Raw genomic sequence first — 16,065 nt, 5'->3', positions numbered from 1 at the left:
TCACTCCGGAAGGTAGTTGCCGGGGATTATCTCGCCATTACGTAAAAGGTGCACGTCACGTCCTAGCATGCCGAAGAAAAATCCGGTCTTCACCTCGCCACGTAGCTGGTAGGCGATAGGTTTGTCGGGCGTCTCCAGCAGCTTGGCAATGTACTTCATGTGTTGCCACAGGTTCGTGTTGATAGGGACCTGAAAATCCTTCGAGCCGTAGGCGGGCACCTTGAACCAGGTACTCGATTCACCTTTGGCGAGCGGAACACCGTTGAGCTGGATGTCGTATTCCAGCCCTCTCACTGGGATGGCGATGCTGTTCGGGTTGTCGATGTGGAAGGTCAACAGCATCTCTTGCTCGAGAAGTCGTGCTTTGACGATCTCCACGTCCTTGAGTCGCACGTCTGGATCCTCGAAGTCAGTACGGAACCAGGACGAGCAGCCGGCCAGCGTCGCCAGCAGCCCGCAGCATAAGACCATGCGGAAACAATGTGCGGTGCGTCCGTAGAGAATCATTCTCATCCCCTTGTTTTGCATCTCAGTGTCCTATATGCACCGTTTGGCCGCAATCGAATTGGGCCAGCCACAAAAGCGGGCCATACTGCCGAGGGCTGAACGAAGGTTTCCTTTCGTCTGCGGGGCCGCAATGCTGCCGACTCTGGCATGCGCCAGGCCATCGCTAGCCGCTTCTACCCGCCAAAATGACGTCTTAGGCACGGTGGGAGCCGACTTTACGACAACGGTCCGACAATCTGATGACGAGGAAAGTCATGCACGGTTTCGAAATTGTGTTCGAGGGTGAGCTGATGCCTGAAGCGGATCCCGCTCACGTGAGGGCAAACCTCGCCCGACTTTTTCAAGTCGATGCCGGGCGCGTTGAGGCATTGTTCAGTGGCACTCGGGTATTGAAAACCGGGTTGGACGAAGCCTCCGCCACCAAATACCAGCAGGTGTTAGCCAAGGCCGGTGCGCGTGCACGGGTAAGGGCGCTCGATGTCGAGATCGAAGAGGTCGAGCTCGCACCACCGCCAGCGGTGGAGCACGCCACCGGACGCTTGAAGGTTGTGCCGCGCGACGAGTACATGGCGGCTTTTACCGAGGTTGATGCGCCGGATTTCGGCGTGGCTGCGCTAGGGACCGATTTGCAGGACGAGCGTCCGGCGGTACCGTCGCCAGCGCTCGATTTGTCGGGCTTGAGCTTGGCCCCCGTGGGGGCTGACCTCGGACAGGTTAAAGATGACGGGCTTCACCCGACGCCTGATACGTCCCATCTGAAGCTGGTCGATTGAACTGCACTCATTCGACGATGACCGCTAACCACTCATAAGTAAGCGGAGCAGCACTTCTTGAACTTGCTGCCGCTTCCGCATGGGCACGGATCATTGCGGCTTGCCTTCATGGGCACCGTAGGATCGAGGAAATACCAACGCCCACCGGACTGGACGAACGCCGAACGTTCACGGTGGGCATGTTCGGTCGCTCCGTCGTGCCAGCGGGCTACGAAGGTGACGAATGCGTGTTCCGGTACGCCTCCCATCACCTCGCTCGCTTCGACATCCAATCCAAGCCAGGTGCTCGACGCGCTCCAAGCGGCGATCGAATCACGATCGAGCGCGCTCCGCTGAGCGGGCAGCGTGGTTTGCACCACATAATCGGTGAGACCAAGCACATACGCGCTGTAGCGCGATCGCATCAAACGTTCCGCGCAAGGGGCCGGTGCGCCCGTGTGGTAACGCCCGCAACATTCAGCGAGCAGGGCACCGCTACCGCAAGGACAAGAAGGGCTCATCGATCACCACCAGTATTTGCCGAAATTCTCAGGGTTGGCCCAGAACTTGGCATTTAACCAATCCGGTGCCTGCTTGTATTCGAGCAGGTCGTAACCGTACAGAGTCAACACCTGGTCTTCGCGTTGGAAGCGCGCATTGACCTGGAGCGCTAGGGCGAAGAAATCGGTATCGCGCCACTCGGTGGCTGCCAGATCCACTAATACCATGATGCGGCTCGCGTTGAGATTACGGACGCCACCAAGGAGCTGCTGCCCATCGCGCTTGCTCATGTGTTCGAAGCAGTCCGCGAACAGCGCAAGATCGTAGCGCTGGCTACCCATTTCCGCTTCCAACAAGCCCGGTTTCGCAGCGGTCACCGTGCGCTCGGTATGGGCCGCACGGTAGGCTTCCAGTGCAGGCAGCGCGCCTTGTCCTACGTAGAGCACACGGTCGGGCCGTGTCTGATCGATGAGGGCAGCCAGCACTTCTTGCGGAGAATGTCGAGAAAAGCATGTTGCCATCATGGAACCTCTGGATAAACGGTATAGACTAAGTTTTGACGCTCTATGGCAGGTGGCCCTTTGGCCATGCCATTTGCATGCGGTTGGATCCAATGAAAACTCTATAAGAAGGCCCGTGAGCCCGACCCGATCAACCTAGGAGACTCCACCAGTGAAGATGATATGGAAAGCAGTTCCGCTCGTTGTTGCAACCGGAGTATTGACCGGCTGTGCCGGCGTACAGAAATCTGACTGGCCTGTTTGCGCCGCAGTGGGTGGTGTAACCGGTGCCGCGATCGGAGCCATCGAAAGCAGTGCTTATGCTGGTTGGGGCGGTTTGATCGCCGCTGTCACCGCTGGCGGTTATTGCTGGGTTCACGGACAGGGCGAGGAGGAAGTCGTCATGGTCGAAGAGACCGTGATGGAACCGGCTCCGGCACCTGTCGTGGAAGAGCAACCAGAAGCCGTACGTGTGGAACTCGACGTCAAGTTTGACTTCGACAAGTCGGTCGTCAAGAGCGAAAGCTATGGCGACATCAAGTCGCTGGCTGATTTCATGAGCCAGTATCCACAGACCACGACCGTGGTTGAAGGCCATACCGATTCCGTCGGTACCGATGCGTACAACCAGCGCCTGTCCGAGCGTCGGGCCAACGCGGTACGTAACGTGCTGGTCAACCAGTACGGCGTAGGTTCGAACCGTGTGAGCTCTGTCGGCTACGGTGAGTCCCGTCCGGTGGCTGACAACAGCACCGAGCAAGGCCGCGCGGTCAACCGTCGCGTTGAAGCCGAAGTCGAAGCTCAGCCTTAATCGCCGAGTGAAAAAAAAGCCGGGCTCGTGCCCGGCTTTTTCGTTTCCGCCTATCCTATGGCGGACATGCGAAAGCGATTTTTCATTGTCGCGATCGCATCCGTATTGCGTTCATTAACGAGCGTCACGATATGCTTGCAGCTCGAGCTACTTTTTCTTCATCTGCTATGGCCGCCAGTTCGCCTGGCGCGACGTGAAATCCGGGTATGCAATTCGCTGCCCGCTCTCAATGGATAAAGATTGCGTATGTTGGGTACGACCGTTAATCCCTGCACTTTGAGCCTGTTCGGCGCCACAGGAGATCTGGCGCTGCGGAAACTGTTCCCAGCGTTGTATCACCTGGATCGGGCGAAACTGATTCATCCTGATACTCGCGTGCTGGCGCTCTCCAAGGAGCACATCGAAGCCGACCGCTATGCGTCCATGATCGAGCAGTCGCTCCAGCGCTATGTCGCTGAAAGGGAAATGGACGCCGAGACGGTGGCCCGATTCCTTGCCCGTTTGACCTATGTACCCATGGATTTTCGGGATACCGACAGCTTCGCGCCGCTGGTCACGCTGCTCGCGCGTGAAGAAACGCACATTGCGTATTTCGCGACGCCGGCTGCCGTGTTCGGTGATATCTGCGCGAACCTCGCCGCGCAGGGGCTGGCGGACAAGACGCGGGTCGTACTCGAGAAGCCTATCGGGCATGACCTGGAGTCATCTCGGGTCATTAACGATGCCGTCGCGCAGCATTTTCCCGAGTCGAGCATCTACCGGATCGACCACTACCTCGGCAAGGAAACGGTCCAGAATCTGATTGCTCTGCGCTTCGCTAACAGCCTGTTCGAAAGCCAGTGGAACCAGTACCACATCACGCATGTGGAAATTACGGTCGCTGAAAAAGTCGGCATCGAAGGGCGTTGGGGCTATTTCGATCAGGCGGGACAGCTGCGGGACATGGTCCAGAATCACCTGTTGCAGCTTTTGTGTCTGGTTGCCATGGATCCGCCAAGCGATCTAAGCGCTGACAGCATCCGGGACGAGAAGGTGAAAGTGCTGAAGGCGCTTGCGCCCATCACGGAGGAACAATTGAGCCGATACACCGTTCGCGGGCAATACACTGCGGGCAGTAGCGATGGTAAGCCGGTCCCGGGTTACCTTGACGAAGAGAATTCCAATACCCAGAGCGGCAGTGAAACGTTCATTGCGCTGCGTGCCGAGATCCGCAACTGGCGCTGGTCCGGCGTACCGTTCTACCTGCGTACCGGCAAGCGTATGCCGCAGAAGCTGTCGCAGATCGTCATCCACTTCAAGGAACCACCGTTCTATATCTTCGCCCCTGAGCAGCGTTCGTTGATCAGCAACAAGTTGATCATTCGCCTCCAGCCGGACGAAGGCATTTCCCTACAAGTCATGACGAAAGACCAGGGGCTGGACAAGGGCATGCACCTGCGTAGCGGCCCGCTGCAGCTCAATTTCTCCGATACCTATAAGAGTGCGCGTATACCCGATGCGTATGAGCGCTTGTTGCTCGAAGTCATGCAGGGCAACCAATACCTGTTCGTCCGCAAGGACGAGGTAGAAAACGCGTGGCTGTGGTGCGACCAGCTCATCGCCGGCTGGAAGCGCCAGGGCGATTTGCCCAAGCCGTATGCTGCCGGAACCTGGGGGCCGGTTTCATCCGTTGCGCTCATCATCCGTGATGGGCGGTCCTGGTACGGAGATATGTAGGCCTACACGGCACACGTACGAGAGATTATGAGCGAAACGCGCGAGATCGGGTCTTACGGTGAACACGCGGCGCAAGGCGTGCTTCCGATCAAGTGGACGACTTCGCGTTGTTCGATATAGACGACACCACTCGATCGTCGCGACTTGCAGCGACTCTTTGAGTCGCCCGTGAACTCTACTGGCGCTGATGAGGCCCGGAGCTGAACAACATGATGAACATGCACGAAAAAAACGCATTGCTGGAATCGATCTGTTCCAAGGCGCGCATACTGCCGGTGATCACTATCCCCCGCGAGGAAGACATCCTTCCCATGTGCGATGCGTTGGCCGCCGGTGGGCTGCGGACGCTGGAAATTACCTTGCGAACCGAGCATGGTTTGACGGCGATTCGGCGCCTGCGTAAGGAACGACCGGACCTATGCGTCGGCGCTGGAACCGTGCTGGATTTGAAGATGCTCAAGGCAGTGGAGGAGGCCGGTGCTCAGTTCGTGGTGACGCCGGGATGCACCACAGAGATGCTACAGGCCGGCATGAACAGTGCCGTCCCGATGCTTCCGGGCGCCAGTTCCGCTTCCGATCTCATGCTGGGTTACGGCTTGGGCTATCGACGCTTCAAACTGTTCCCCGCCGAGGTGAGCGGTGGCGTCGCGGCATTGAAGGCGTTTTCGGCGCCGTTCGGCGAGCTGCGTTTTTGCCCCACCGGTGGGGTGTCACCGGACAACCTAAAAAACTATCTCGCGCTTCCTAACGTAATGTGCGTGGGGGGAAGCTGGATGCTCGACCCGAAATGGATCAGCGCACAGGATTGGGAGTCGGTCACGCAGGCGTGCCGCAAGGCCCTCGCCGCGTTCGGCTAACCGTTGACGTCGCCAAGCGACCGAAGCCGCTTTTGCGCTATTGATTCGGCGCGTATGATGCGCGCCCTTTCCTCGATTCGCACACCGGGAGGTGCCCAATGACCGATATCGAACAGACCGAACCTCATACTCCTCACGGAGAAAAACTGCAGAAAGTATTGGCCCGAGTCGGCATGGGGTCACGACGGGATATCGAGAGCTGGATCTCGGCAGGGCGCGTTAGCGTCAACGGTGTGGTCGCAACGCTCGGCCAGCGTGTCGACAGTCACGACGCCATCAGTGTGGATGGTCGCCCGCTCAAGCGGGAAGAGGCCGTGGAATCCGTTCGCCGTGTGTTGATCTACAACAAGCCCGAAGGCGAAGTCTGCACGCGCGACGACCCCGAAGGCCGGCCTACCGTATTCGAGCGTTTGCCGCGCCTGCGTGCAGGCCGCTGGATCAATATCGGACGCCTGGACATCAATACCACGGGCCTGTTGCTGTTCACGACCGATGGTGAACTCGCCAACCGGCTTATGCACCCGTCCTATCAGATGGACCGTGAATATGCGGTACGCGTTAGAGGCGAGGTCACCGATGAAATGGTCGAGCTGCTCAAGAACGGCGTGATGCTCGAGGACGGTCCGGCCAACTTCACCGATATCCAACGTGCGCCGGGTGGTGAGGGCTTCAACCACTGGTTCCACTGCGTGGTCATGGAAGGGCGTAACCGCGAAGTACGTCGCTTGTGGGAATCCCAGGATGTTGTGGTCAGTCGCCTGAAGCGGGTCCGTTTCGGCCCGGTGTTCCTGACTGCCGAGTTGAGCATGGGCCGCTGGCGCGAGATGACCCAAGGCGAGATCGATATCCTGAGCGCAGAAGTTGGGTTGAAACCCATTCCGCTGCCGGAGATGAAAACTAAATTACGTGATCGCCTGGATCGCCTACAACGCAAGTCAGCCAAACCGGTGTCCGACTCGCGCAAGCCGCGCGTTCGCAAAGATGAAGAGGGTGGTCGCCCCTCACGCGTGCTGCGCGACGAATCGGGACGTCCAATGCGTCCGGAGAAGCACTCACGTAACGAGGGTACCCCTGTTGCCGAGCGACCTCGCGACGTGAACAAGAAGCCAGCACGTGGCCCGAAGTCGGATTCCGCTGGGCCGTCTCGGGCGCCGCGTAAACCGGGTGCAGGCCCGGCAAAACGTGGAAACCCCGCTGCGGATGGGCAGCGTCCGGGCTTCGGTCGCGGTCGTAAATCTTGATTGGCTGAGCGCTATTGATACTGTCCTGCGGCCGGTTAGCGATAACCGGTCGGCAGTCAGAATGAAGGCGCGGAGGTCACTCGGTTGCGGCCTCCATGTTTCGACATATACAGCGCGGCGTCAGCCCGGCGTAGCAGGCTGTCCATGCTCTCCATCGATTGCAGCGTGGCACAGCCAACGCTGATCGACAGTTGAAGGTCGTTGCCGTGCACCAGAAACTGTAACTGTTGGACCGCAGTGCATAAGCGCTCCGCAACCATGGTGGCTGGATCGCTATCGGTGCTCGACATTAGCACCAGAAATTCTTCGCCGCCGAACCGGAATACCATATCGATATTGCGCAGGTTGGCCGTCAAGGTCGCGCTTACTGCACGCAAAACGTCATCCCCGGTGCCATGTCCATAGGTGTCGTTCACTTTTTTGAAGTGATCGATATCCACCATCAGAATCGAGAGTGGATGCAGATGCCGGAGGGCGAGATCGACCTCGCGCCGAAGCGTCTGATCCATGGCATATCGGTTACCTGTATTGGTGAGCGAATCACGCATGCCATTCTGTACCGCAGTGCGGTAGAGCAGCGCATTGCGAAGGGGAAAGAGCAGGCAGGCGAGCAGTGCTTCGAGTTGAGTGAGCTCCTCCTGCTGGAAACGGTGCTCGCGTCTGAAGACTAATTCGCCGAGATAGTTTTGCTCATGCGTCAGCTCGTACGCGACGGTATGAATGCCACCCGCGCCGAGTTCAAGCTTGAACTCGCTGGCTGAATGAACGTACGTCATTGCATCCAGCGGAACGAGCCGAGGGGCCGACGCGAAGAACAGCGCCAGTACGCGATCGAGCTCGAGGCTGGTCTGCAGCTGGTGATTGAGCAAGCGGCGCAATTCATTCAGCGTTAACGGTCGCGCAGACGCTTTACGCCGTTCGGACAAGCCCATGCGCCGCAATTTCGCGGCGTCGAAGTCGATCGTATTGGATGTGTTTGCAATGACCATAGTTGATGCCTTTGGCGTTTTGGGGGCCAAGATGAGCCAGCTATAGCGATTTCCATGCCACTCTTAAAAATCTATATAAATCAGCTGCTTAGTTTTTAGGGGAATGTCTCTGCGGCATTTTTTTGCCGCTTCCGCTAACCAAAGCAACCGAAAATATCCGCGTTCAGACGGATTTCTGACAGTTATTGGGCGTCCAGCGCTTGGCCATTGACCCCTTTGCTTTGCGGGCCCATGAGGTACAGATAGACCGGCATGATGGCGTCTGGCGTAGGACGTGTTTTTGGGTTTTCTTCTGGGTATGCCAACGCACGCATCGCTGTGCGAGTACCACCAGGATTGACGCTGTTCGCCCGAATTGTCGAACCGGCGAATTCGTCCGCGAAGACTTGCATCATGCCTTCGGTTGCAAATTTCGAAATCGCGTACGCCCCCCAATGTGCGCGGCCTTTACGGCCCACGCTGCTAGAGGTGAAAACGAGTGAAGCATCGCTCGACGCGCGCAGCAGCGGCAGCAATGGACGTGTCAGGCCCAGTAGTGCCGTTACGTTGACCTGCACTACCTGCTGAAATGCGTCGAGCGGTGTGTCTTCCAGGCTGCAGCGCGGGCCGAGCATAGAGGCGTTGTGAAGAAGGCCGTCGAGCTTCCCGTAGCGCTGCGCCAGTGCATCGCTCAGCCCGGCAAAGTCGTCTACGCCAGCGGTTGCAAGGTCGAGAGGGTGAACGCTGGGGCGCTTGTAACCTTGCTGCTCAAGGGCATTAGCGATTTCGGTGAGGCCTTCGGTTGCCCGGCCCAGCAGCGCGACGGTTGCACCATGCGCGGCGAAAGCCTCTGCCGCAGCGGCACCAATGCCACGATTGGCGCCGGTAATCAGGATAACGCGTCCAGAGAGCAGATCGGGTGTGGCGGTGTAGACGAACAAAAGCGTCTCCTATGGCAGGTGTCGATGGGCAAAGTGTCTGCCGACACTGGCCGCGGTAATGCCTCAGCAGCTGCAGATTGCGCGATCGAGCAATGCCCGTAGCTCGCTCGGGTGGTCGATGACGGCATCGGCGCCCCAGCTGCGCGGATTGTCCTCGGGATGAATATAGCCATAGGTGACCGCGACCGTCCGGCTCCCCGCAGCGTGCCCTGATTGGATGTCACGCAGGTCATCCCCGATGAACAACACGTTGGCCGGCGAGATGCCCATCTGGCTGCACGCAAGCTGCATGGGCTCGGGGTCGGGCTTGCTGCGGGTCACGTGGTCCGGGCAGACGAGCACCGACAAGCGCGCGGCCAGGCCCAGGCGCTGCATGATCGGCTCGGCGAAGCGCACCGGTTTGTTGGTGACGACGCCCCACTTCAAGCCGGCTGCTTCGATGTCTGCCAGTATCTCTGCCATGCCGTCGTAGAGGTGTGAGTGAACGGCGCAGTCCTGCTGGTAGCGATACAGAAATTCCAACCTCAGTGCTTCGAACGCTTCCGATAGCGGATCGACATCGAACCCGTTGGCCACCATTGCACGTGCGCCGCCGGAGACGACGTTGCGAATGGACTGTTCGGAAATGGGCGGCAGGCTCCGCGATGCGCGCATCGCCTGGATAACAACGATGAAGTCCGGCGCGGTGTCCAGGAGGGTGCCGTCCATGTCGAACAGTACCGCCTCGAGGCGCATCAGAGGCTCCTCTGGGTCTGGACCATGTAGTTCACGTCCACATCGGGTTCGAGCTTGTAATGCTTGGTGATGGGGTTGTAGGTCAGCCCGATCATGTCCTTCACGTCCAGTCCCGTCGCTCGGGACCAGGCGCCAAGCTCGGAAGGACGGATGAATTTCTTGAAGTCATGTGTCCCGCGCGGCAGCAGTCGCAGCACGTATTCGGCGCCAATGATCGCGAACAGATAAGCCTTCGGGTTGCGGTTGATCGTGGAGAAGAAGACCTGACCACCGGGTTTGACCAGGGTATGGCAGGCGCGGATTACAGAGGCAGGGTCTGGCACGTGTTCCAGCATCTCCAGGCAGGTCACGACGTCGAACTGGCCCGGCATCTCCGCAGCGAGGTCTTCGGCAGTGATCTGACGGTACTCGACCGGAACGCCGGATTCGAGCTGATGTAACTGCGCGACGGATAATGGTGCCTCGCCCATATCGATGCCCATCACCGACGCGCCGCGTTGCGCCATGGCTTCGCTCAGGATGCCGCCGCCGCAGCCCACGTCCAGGACGCGCTTTCCGGCAAGACCAATGCGCTCGTCGATCCAGTTGACGCGCAGTGGATTGATTTCGTGAAGCGGTTTGAATTCGCTTTCGCGATCCCACCAACGGTGGGCCAATGCCTCGAATTTGGCGATTTCGGCGTGATCAACGTTGCTCATGGTGTTCTCGAAGTGGGTAATGGATAAGGTTAGAAGGCTTGCGGTGGCGGTGCTCAACCTCGCGAAATGCGGTCAGCCCATGCGTTAGCCGTGGCGATTAGTTTGTCTTCGTCCATACGGACCAAGGCGCGGTCGCTGACAAGGGGTCTGCCTGCGACCCAGACGTCGCGTACGGCATCGCGGCCGGTCGCGTAGATCAATTGGGAAACAGGGTCGTAGATGGGTTGTTGCGCCAGACCATCGAGATCGAATACGACCATGTCTGCGTATTTGCCGGGCTCGAGGGTGCCGGTACAGTCGTCGATTCCGAGGGCCCTGGCGCCATTCAGTGTCGCCATGCGTAACGCAGCATGCGCATCCAGAGCCGTGGCTGATCCAGCAACGCCCTTGGCGAGCAATGCCGCCGTTCTTGTTTCGCCCAGCAAGTCGAGATCATTGTTGCTCGCCGCGCCGTCGGTGCCGATGGCGACGTTGACGCCGGCTTGCAGCAGGCGTTCGACCGGGCAGAAGCCACTGGCCAGTTTGAGGTTCGATTCAGGGCAGTGAATGACGCTGCTGTTGCTTTCCACAAGCAACGAAAGGTCGCTTTCATCGATCTGGGTCATGTGCACGGCCTGGAGGCGTGGACCGAGCAGGCCCAGACGAGAAAGGCGCGCGAGCGGGCGTTCACCTGTGCGTTCGACGGCCTGTCGAACTTCCGCAGCGGCTTCGTGCACGTGCATCTGGATGCCCGCATCGAGTTCTTCGGCCAGCATCAGGATGGTCTCGAGTTTGTCGTCGCTGATGCTGTAGGGCGCATGCGGCCCGAAGGCGACTTTCATTCGAGGGTGATGCTTGAGGTCGTCGAAGAGCTCAAGTCCGCGGCGAATGGCGTCAGCCGTGTCGAGGGCGCCCGGTATCGGCGTATCGAGCAGGGTGATGCAGATTTGTGCGCGTATTCCCGCTTCGTGAACGGCTTCGCTGGCGATTTTGGGAAAGAAGTACATATCGGAAAACGTCGTGATGCCGCTTTTGAGCTGCTCGGCGATGGCCAGCTCGGTGCCATCAAGCACGAATTGCTCGTCGACCCATTTGGCTTCGGCGGGCCAGATGTGCTGTTTGAGCCAGGTCATCAGCGGCAGGTCATCCGCCATGCCGCGGAATAGCGTCATTGCCGCATGCCCATGTGCATTGATCAGGCCCGGCGTCAGCATGCAGCCAGGGAGTTCGCGGACGTCGACGGCGCCGCGGCGAAGCAGATCCTCACGTGGGGCAATTGCCTCGATACGACCGTTCGAGACGCCCAACCCATGCCCCTTGAGTACCACGCCAGCGGGTTCTACAGGCACCAGCCATGTGGGTAGCAACAGCAGATCGAAGGGTGCTGGCATTGGCTTTGGCATGTCGAGAAGGTCCGCATTGATGAAGCGTCGCTGGAGTGTAAAGCGTCGGCGCCGAAGCTTGAAGCCTACGGCCTATCGACGCCAAGTCGAGATCGTGTCTGTATTAACGCGTTGAGCAAGGTTTTGTGGTCCTCGTTGTCTGGAGGTTCCGGCCCTATCTACAAATGCCATAGGCTTCTTCGCGGTTTCGCGGCATTAGAGTGCGGCAATTCGCGTTACGGCGACGAAACCTCAACAGCGGCCAGGGCTCGCGTATACTCCGCCGCTTTGAAGGGGTACTCGAGGTGTGGCATGCGCGAGCGTTTGCTGGCGGCTGAAAAGGTGAAGGCGATCGAATGGGTGGACGGTACGCTGCGCCTGCTCGACCAGCGTGTGCTGCCGCTCGAAGAGTCCTGGCTGAGCTACCGCACTGCTTACGATGTGGCTGCGGCCATCAAGCAAATGGTGGTACGAGGCGCTCCAGCAATCGGTATCGCGGCTGCCTATGGTCTCTTGCTCGGTGCTCGCGAACGGATTGCAGCAGGCGGCGACTGGCGCGCGCGACTGGAAGCCGACTTCGAAGTATTGGCTAATGCCCGGCCTACCGCTGTGAATCTAATTTGGGCACTGAACCGGATGCGCGAGCGGATCGCGCGTTTGAAGCCAGAAGAAGAACCGTTACAGGCGCTGGAAAGCGAAGCGATCGCAATCCATCAAAGTGATAGAGAAGCCAATTTGACGATGGCTCAGCTTGGTTTGGAGCTTATCCGCAAGCGCCAGTCAGCCGCGCAGAACCTGATGACACATTGCAATACCGGGGCGCTCGCCACCGGTGGCTTCGGTACAGCGCTGGGTGTGATTCGCGCCGCGAGTCTGGACGGCCTGCTGAAGACGGTTTACGCCGGCGAGACGCGTCCCTGGTTGCAAGGTGGGCGACTCACGAGCTGGGAGCTGCACAACGAGGGCGTGAATGTCGCCCTGGTGGCGGATTCGTCAGCCGCACACCTTATGAAGCATGCGGGGATCACCTGGGTCATCGTGGGTGCGGACCGCATCACTGCGAATGGCGACATCGCGAACAAGATTGGTACCTATCAATTGGCGGTCAATGCGATGCACCACGGCGTGCGCTTCATGGTGGTCGCGCCGAGTTCCAGTATCGACCTGAGTATGGAAAACGGTGACGATATTCCCATCGAAGAGCGCCCCAGCAGTGAGCTTCTCGAAGTGGCTGGACATCGAGTCGCGGCGGATGTGCCGGTGTGCAATCCCGTCTTCGATGTGACGCCTGCGGACCTCATCGATGCCATCGTGACCGAGCGGGGTGTCATCGAGAGGCCGGACGCGGCGAAAATGGCCGCATTAATGAGCCGCAAGCGCCTGCACTGAAGGCAACGGTTCGAGTGCGCCTTTATTGTCTCCCATCGCACGCTTTCATGCGGGCCATCAGAGGTTGTCGACGGCGTGCTGTGATATGATCCCGCGCTTTCCGCAGGACCTCCCTGATTTATAAGGAACCAGCTTTCCATGGGTGAACTGGCCAAAGAAATCCTTCCGGTCAATATCGAAGACGAACTCAAACAGTCCTACCTTGATTACGCGATGAGCGTGATCATCGGGCGTGCGCTGCCGGATGCGCGCGATGGTTTGAAACCCGTGCATCGCCGCGTGCTCTACGCGATGAGCGAGTTGGGCAACGACTGGAACAAGCCGTACCTGAAATCGGCTCGTGTGGTCGGTGACGTCATCGGTAAGTACCACCCGCACGGGGACTCTGCGGTTTACGACACCATCGTGCGTATGGCGCAGCCGTTTTCCCTTCGTTACATGTTGGTGAATGGCCAAGGTAACTTCGGTTCGGTGGATGGCGATAACGCCGCCGCGATGCGATACACCGAAGTCCGTATGTTCAAGCTCACCCACGAGCTGCTGGCGGACCTCGATAAGGAAACCGTCGATTGGGTAGATAACTACGACGGCTCGTTGAAAATTCCCGCGGTCCTGCCAACCAAGGTGCCGAACCTGCTGGTCAACGGCTCATCCGGTATCGCGGTGGGCATGGCGACCAACATTCCGCCGCATAACCTGTCGGAAGTGATCGACGGTTGCCTGGCGTTGATCGAAAACCCCGATCTCACCATTGATGACCTGATGCAGTATATCCCGGGGCCGGATTTTCCGACGGCGGGGATCATCAATGGTCGCGCGGGTATCATCGAGGCGTACCGCACGGGCCGTGGACGTATCTACATTCGTGCGCGTGCCGAGATCGAAGACATCGACAAGGTCGGTGGTCGGCAGCAGATCGTCATTACCGAGCTGCCCTATCAGCTCAACAAGGCTCGCCTGATCGAAAAGATCGCCGAGCTGGTGAAAGAGAAGAAGATCGAAGGCATCACCGAGCTTCGCGACGAATCGGACAAGGACGGCATGCGCGTCGTCATCGAGTTGCGTCGTGGTGAAGTGCCTGAGGTCGTTCTCAACAACCTCTATGCGCAGACGCAGCTGCAGAGTGTCTTCGGTATCAACGTCGTGGCCTTGGTGGATGGCCAGCCGCGCACGTTGAACCTGAAGGACATGCTCGAAGTGTTCGTCCGTCATCGCCGTGAAGTGGTGACGCGCCGTACCGTTTATGAGTTGCGCAAGGCCCGCGAGCGGGGGCATGTGCTGGAAGGCCAGGCCGTTGCGCTGTCGAACATCGATCCGGTGATCGAGCTGATCAAGGCATCGCCGACGCCGGCTGAAGCCAAGGAGCGCCTGATCGCTACCGCATGGGAATCCAGCGCGGTGGAAGCGATGGTCGAGCGGGCCGGTGCCGATTCGTGCCGGCCGGAAGGGCTCGATGAACAGTACGGGCTGCGTGATGGCAAGTACTACCTGTCGCCGGATCAGGCGCAGGCGATCCTAGACCTCCGCTTGCACCGCCTGACAGGCCTCGAGCACGAGAAGCTGCTTGCTGAGTATCAGGAAATCCTCAATCTCATCGGCGAGCTGATCCGTATCCTGACGAGCCCTGAGCGCTTGATGGAAGTCATCCGCGAAGAGCTGGAGAAGATCAAGGCGGACTTCGGGGATACGCGTCGTACCGAGATCGTCGCGTCCCACGTCGATCTGACGATTGCGGACCTGATCACCGAAGAAGAGCGGGTCGTCACCATCTCCCACGGTGGTTATGCGAAGTCGCAGCCGCTGGCCTCGTACGATGCGCAGCGTCGCGGCGGTCGCGGGCGCAGTGCAACTGGCGTGAAGGATGAGGACTACATCGAGCATCTGCTCGTCGCCAATAGCCATAACACGCTGCTGCTGTTTTCCAGCAAGGGCAAGGTCTACTGGCTCAAGACGTACGAGATTCCCGAAGCGTCGCGTGCTGCGCGAGGTCGTCCGTTGGTGAATATCCTGCCGCTGGACGAAGGCGAGCGGATCACCGCGATCTTGCAGGTCGATCTCGATGCAGTGCGTCGTGAGGCACCGGAAGGCGCCGAGGGCGCGGACGATGACGTCATCGAAGGCACCTTGGCCGAGCCGGAAGAAGAGTTGTCCGCGGAAATCGAAGAAGGCGATGCCGACGACGACAGTCAGGACGAACCCACCGGCAGCTACATCTTCATGGCTACCGCCAAGGGTACGGTCAAGAAGACGCCGCTCATCCAGTTCAGCAAGCCTCGCTCCAGTGGCTTGATCGCCTTGCGTCTGGAGGAGGGCGATACGCTGATCGCTGCGGCCATCACTGATGGTGCGCAGGACGTGATGATGTTCTCCAATGGTGGCAAGGTCATCCGCTTCAAGGAAAGCAAGGTGCGCACCATGGGGCGTACCGCGCGTGGTGTTCGCGGTATGCGTCTCCCGGAAGGGCAGCGCATCATTTCGATGCTGATTCCTGAAACGGACGCCCAGGTGCTGACCGCAAGTATCAATGGGTATGGCAAACGCTCCCAGTTGCCTGAATTCCCTCGTCGTGGTCGTGGCGGCCAAGGTGTTATCGCCATGGTCTGCAACGAGCGTAATGGTGAGCTGATCGGTGCTGTTCAGGTTCATGAAGGCGAGGAGATCATGTTGATTTCCGACCAGGGCACGCTGGTACGGACATCGGTTTCCGGTGTTTCTTCCCTGGGGCGTAATACCCAGGGCGTGACGCTCATCAAGCTTGGCAAAGGCGAGAAGTTGGTAGGGCTCGAGCGGGTCCAGGAGCCAAGTGTCGAGGCGGATCTGGAAGAGATCGAAGCCACCCTGGACGACGAGACGCTTGCCCAGGGCATGCCGGTCGAGAGCACCGAGCCTGAGGAAGATGAGCTGCTGGGTGGCAAAGGTGATGTCTCGCCGGATGTCGTACCGACGGACGACGAAGACTAGCCTGCGCTGGCTGGCATCTGACGATGCCAGCCGACCCTGTGGCCATTGAGTGTTCAAACGCTTGCGTGTTAGATGCAGGCAGCCGTATTTACGTCATTACGAGAGGGGTTCGTTTGTCGTCAACGAA

The 16,065-nt window shown here is 59.1% G+C and carries 14 protein-coding genes and 1 pseudogene; 7 read left to right on the top strand and 8 right to left on the bottom strand.

Features of this window, described 5'->3' with window-relative positions:
* Positions 1–507 (bottom strand): LEA/WHy family protein, encoded by a 507-nt coding sequence (locus IEY47_RS00750; RefSeq protein ID WP_188981233.1) that lies wholly within the window; start codon positions 505–507, stop codon positions 1–3.
* Between the two features lie 254 nt (positions 508–761).
* On the opposite strand from IEY47_RS00750, the gene IEY47_RS00745 reads away from it, so the two are divergent.
* Entirely contained in the window at positions 762–1,280 is a 519-nt protein-coding gene (locus IEY47_RS00745; protein WP_188981232.1) for a hypothetical protein, read from the top strand.
* 32 nt (positions 1,281–1,312) lie between these two features.
* Here the strand turns inward: IEY47_RS00745 and IEY47_RS00740 are convergent, their stop codons facing one another.
* On the bottom strand, positions 1,313–1,780 hold the full coding sequence (locus tag IEY47_RS00740) for a YchJ family protein (RefSeq protein ID WP_188981231.1): 468 nt from the start codon (positions 1,778–1,780) through the stop codon (positions 1,313–1,315).
* 3 nt (positions 1,781–1,783) lie between these two features.
* Positions 1,784–2,281, bottom strand: coding sequence for a DUF6231 family protein (locus IEY47_RS00735; protein ID WP_188981762.1), 498 nt, complete (start codon positions 2,279–2,281; stop codon positions 1,784–1,786).
* Positions 2,282–2,720: 439 nt separating this feature from the next.
* Here IEY47_RS00735 and IEY47_RS20450 point away from each other — a divergent pair.
* From IEY47_RS20450 to rluB, 4 genes and pseudogenes are all read left to right on the top strand, one after another.
* Positions 2,721–3,071, top strand: a pseudogene (locus IEY47_RS20450) (OmpA family protein); the annotation flags it as partial.
* Between the two features lie 246 nt (positions 3,072–3,317).
* Positions 3,318–4,787, top strand: a complete 1,470-nt coding sequence (gene zwf, locus IEY47_RS00725; RefSeq protein WP_188981230.1) for a glucose-6-phosphate dehydrogenase — start codon at positions 3,318–3,320, stop codon at positions 4,785–4,787.
* 212 nt (positions 4,788–4,999) lie between these two features.
* The gene (locus IEY47_RS00720) at positions 5,000–5,644 is read left to right on the top strand and encodes a bifunctional 4-hydroxy-2-oxoglutarate aldolase/2-dehydro-3-deoxy-phosphogluconate aldolase (protein ID WP_229779145.1); all 645 of its coding nucleotides are present in this window, start codon (positions 5,000–5,002) and stop codon (positions 5,642–5,644) included.
* A gap of 98 nt (positions 5,645–5,742) precedes the next feature.
* Positions 5,743–6,885, top strand: a complete 1,143-nt coding sequence (gene rluB, locus IEY47_RS00715) for a 23S rRNA pseudouridine(2605) synthase RluB (protein WP_188981229.1) — start codon at positions 5,743–5,745, stop codon at positions 6,883–6,885.
* Positions 6,886–6,941: 56 nt separating this feature from the next.
* Here rluB and IEY47_RS00710 read toward each other — a convergent pair whose 3' ends face one another.
* From IEY47_RS00710 to IEY47_RS00690, 5 genes are all read right to left on the bottom strand, one after another.
* The gene (locus IEY47_RS00710) at positions 6,942–7,874 is read right to left on the bottom strand and encodes a GGDEF domain-containing protein (RefSeq protein WP_188981228.1); all 933 of its coding nucleotides are present in this window, start codon (positions 7,872–7,874) and stop codon (positions 6,942–6,944) included.
* 182 nt (positions 7,875–8,056) lie between these two features.
* The gene (locus IEY47_RS00705) at positions 8,057–8,794 is read right to left on the bottom strand and encodes a YciK family oxidoreductase (protein ID WP_188981227.1); all 738 of its coding nucleotides are present in this window, start codon (positions 8,792–8,794) and stop codon (positions 8,057–8,059) included.
* Between the two features lie 63 nt (positions 8,795–8,857).
* Complete coding sequence (mupP, locus tag IEY47_RS00700) at positions 8,858–9,529, bottom strand: N-acetylmuramic acid 6-phosphate phosphatase MupP (protein ID WP_188981226.1); 672 nt, start codon at positions 9,527–9,529, stop codon at positions 8,858–8,860.
* Positions 9,529–10,227: a bifunctional 2-polyprenyl-6-hydroxyphenol methylase/3-demethylubiquinol 3-O-methyltransferase UbiG gene (gene ubiG, locus IEY47_RS00695; protein WP_188981225.1), complete on the bottom strand. Its 699-nt coding sequence runs from the start codon at positions 10,225–10,227 to the stop codon at positions 9,529–9,531. The genes mupP and ubiG overlap by 1 nt, the downstream gene beginning before the upstream one ends.
* A 53-nt stretch (positions 10,228–10,280) precedes the next feature.
* Positions 10,281–11,609: a TRZ/ATZ family hydrolase gene (locus IEY47_RS00690; protein ID WP_188981224.1), complete on the bottom strand. Its 1,329-nt coding sequence runs from the start codon at positions 11,607–11,609 to the stop codon at positions 10,281–10,283.
* Between the two features lie 291 nt (positions 11,610–11,900).
* Here IEY47_RS00690 and mtnA point away from each other — a divergent pair, with 291 nt between their 5' ends.
* Positions 11,901–12,977 (top strand): S-methyl-5-thioribose-1-phosphate isomerase, encoded by a 1,077-nt coding sequence (gene mtnA / locus IEY47_RS00685; RefSeq protein WP_188981223.1) that lies wholly within the window; start codon positions 11,901–11,903, stop codon positions 12,975–12,977.
* A 138-nt stretch (positions 12,978–13,115) separates the two neighbouring features.
* Complete coding sequence (gene gyrA, locus IEY47_RS00680; RefSeq protein ID WP_188981222.1) at positions 13,116–15,938, top strand: DNA gyrase subunit A; 2,823 nt, start codon at positions 13,116–13,118, stop codon at positions 15,936–15,938.
* Positions 15,939–16,065: the final 127 nt, after the last annotated feature.

The organism is Pseudomonas matsuisoli (genome assembly GCF_014647635.1).
Lineage (GTDB): Bacteria > Pseudomonadota > Gammaproteobacteria > Pseudomonadales > Pseudomonadaceae > Pseudomonas_P > Pseudomonas_P matsuisoli.
This window is presented reverse-complemented; position numbering and strand designations above follow the sequence as displayed.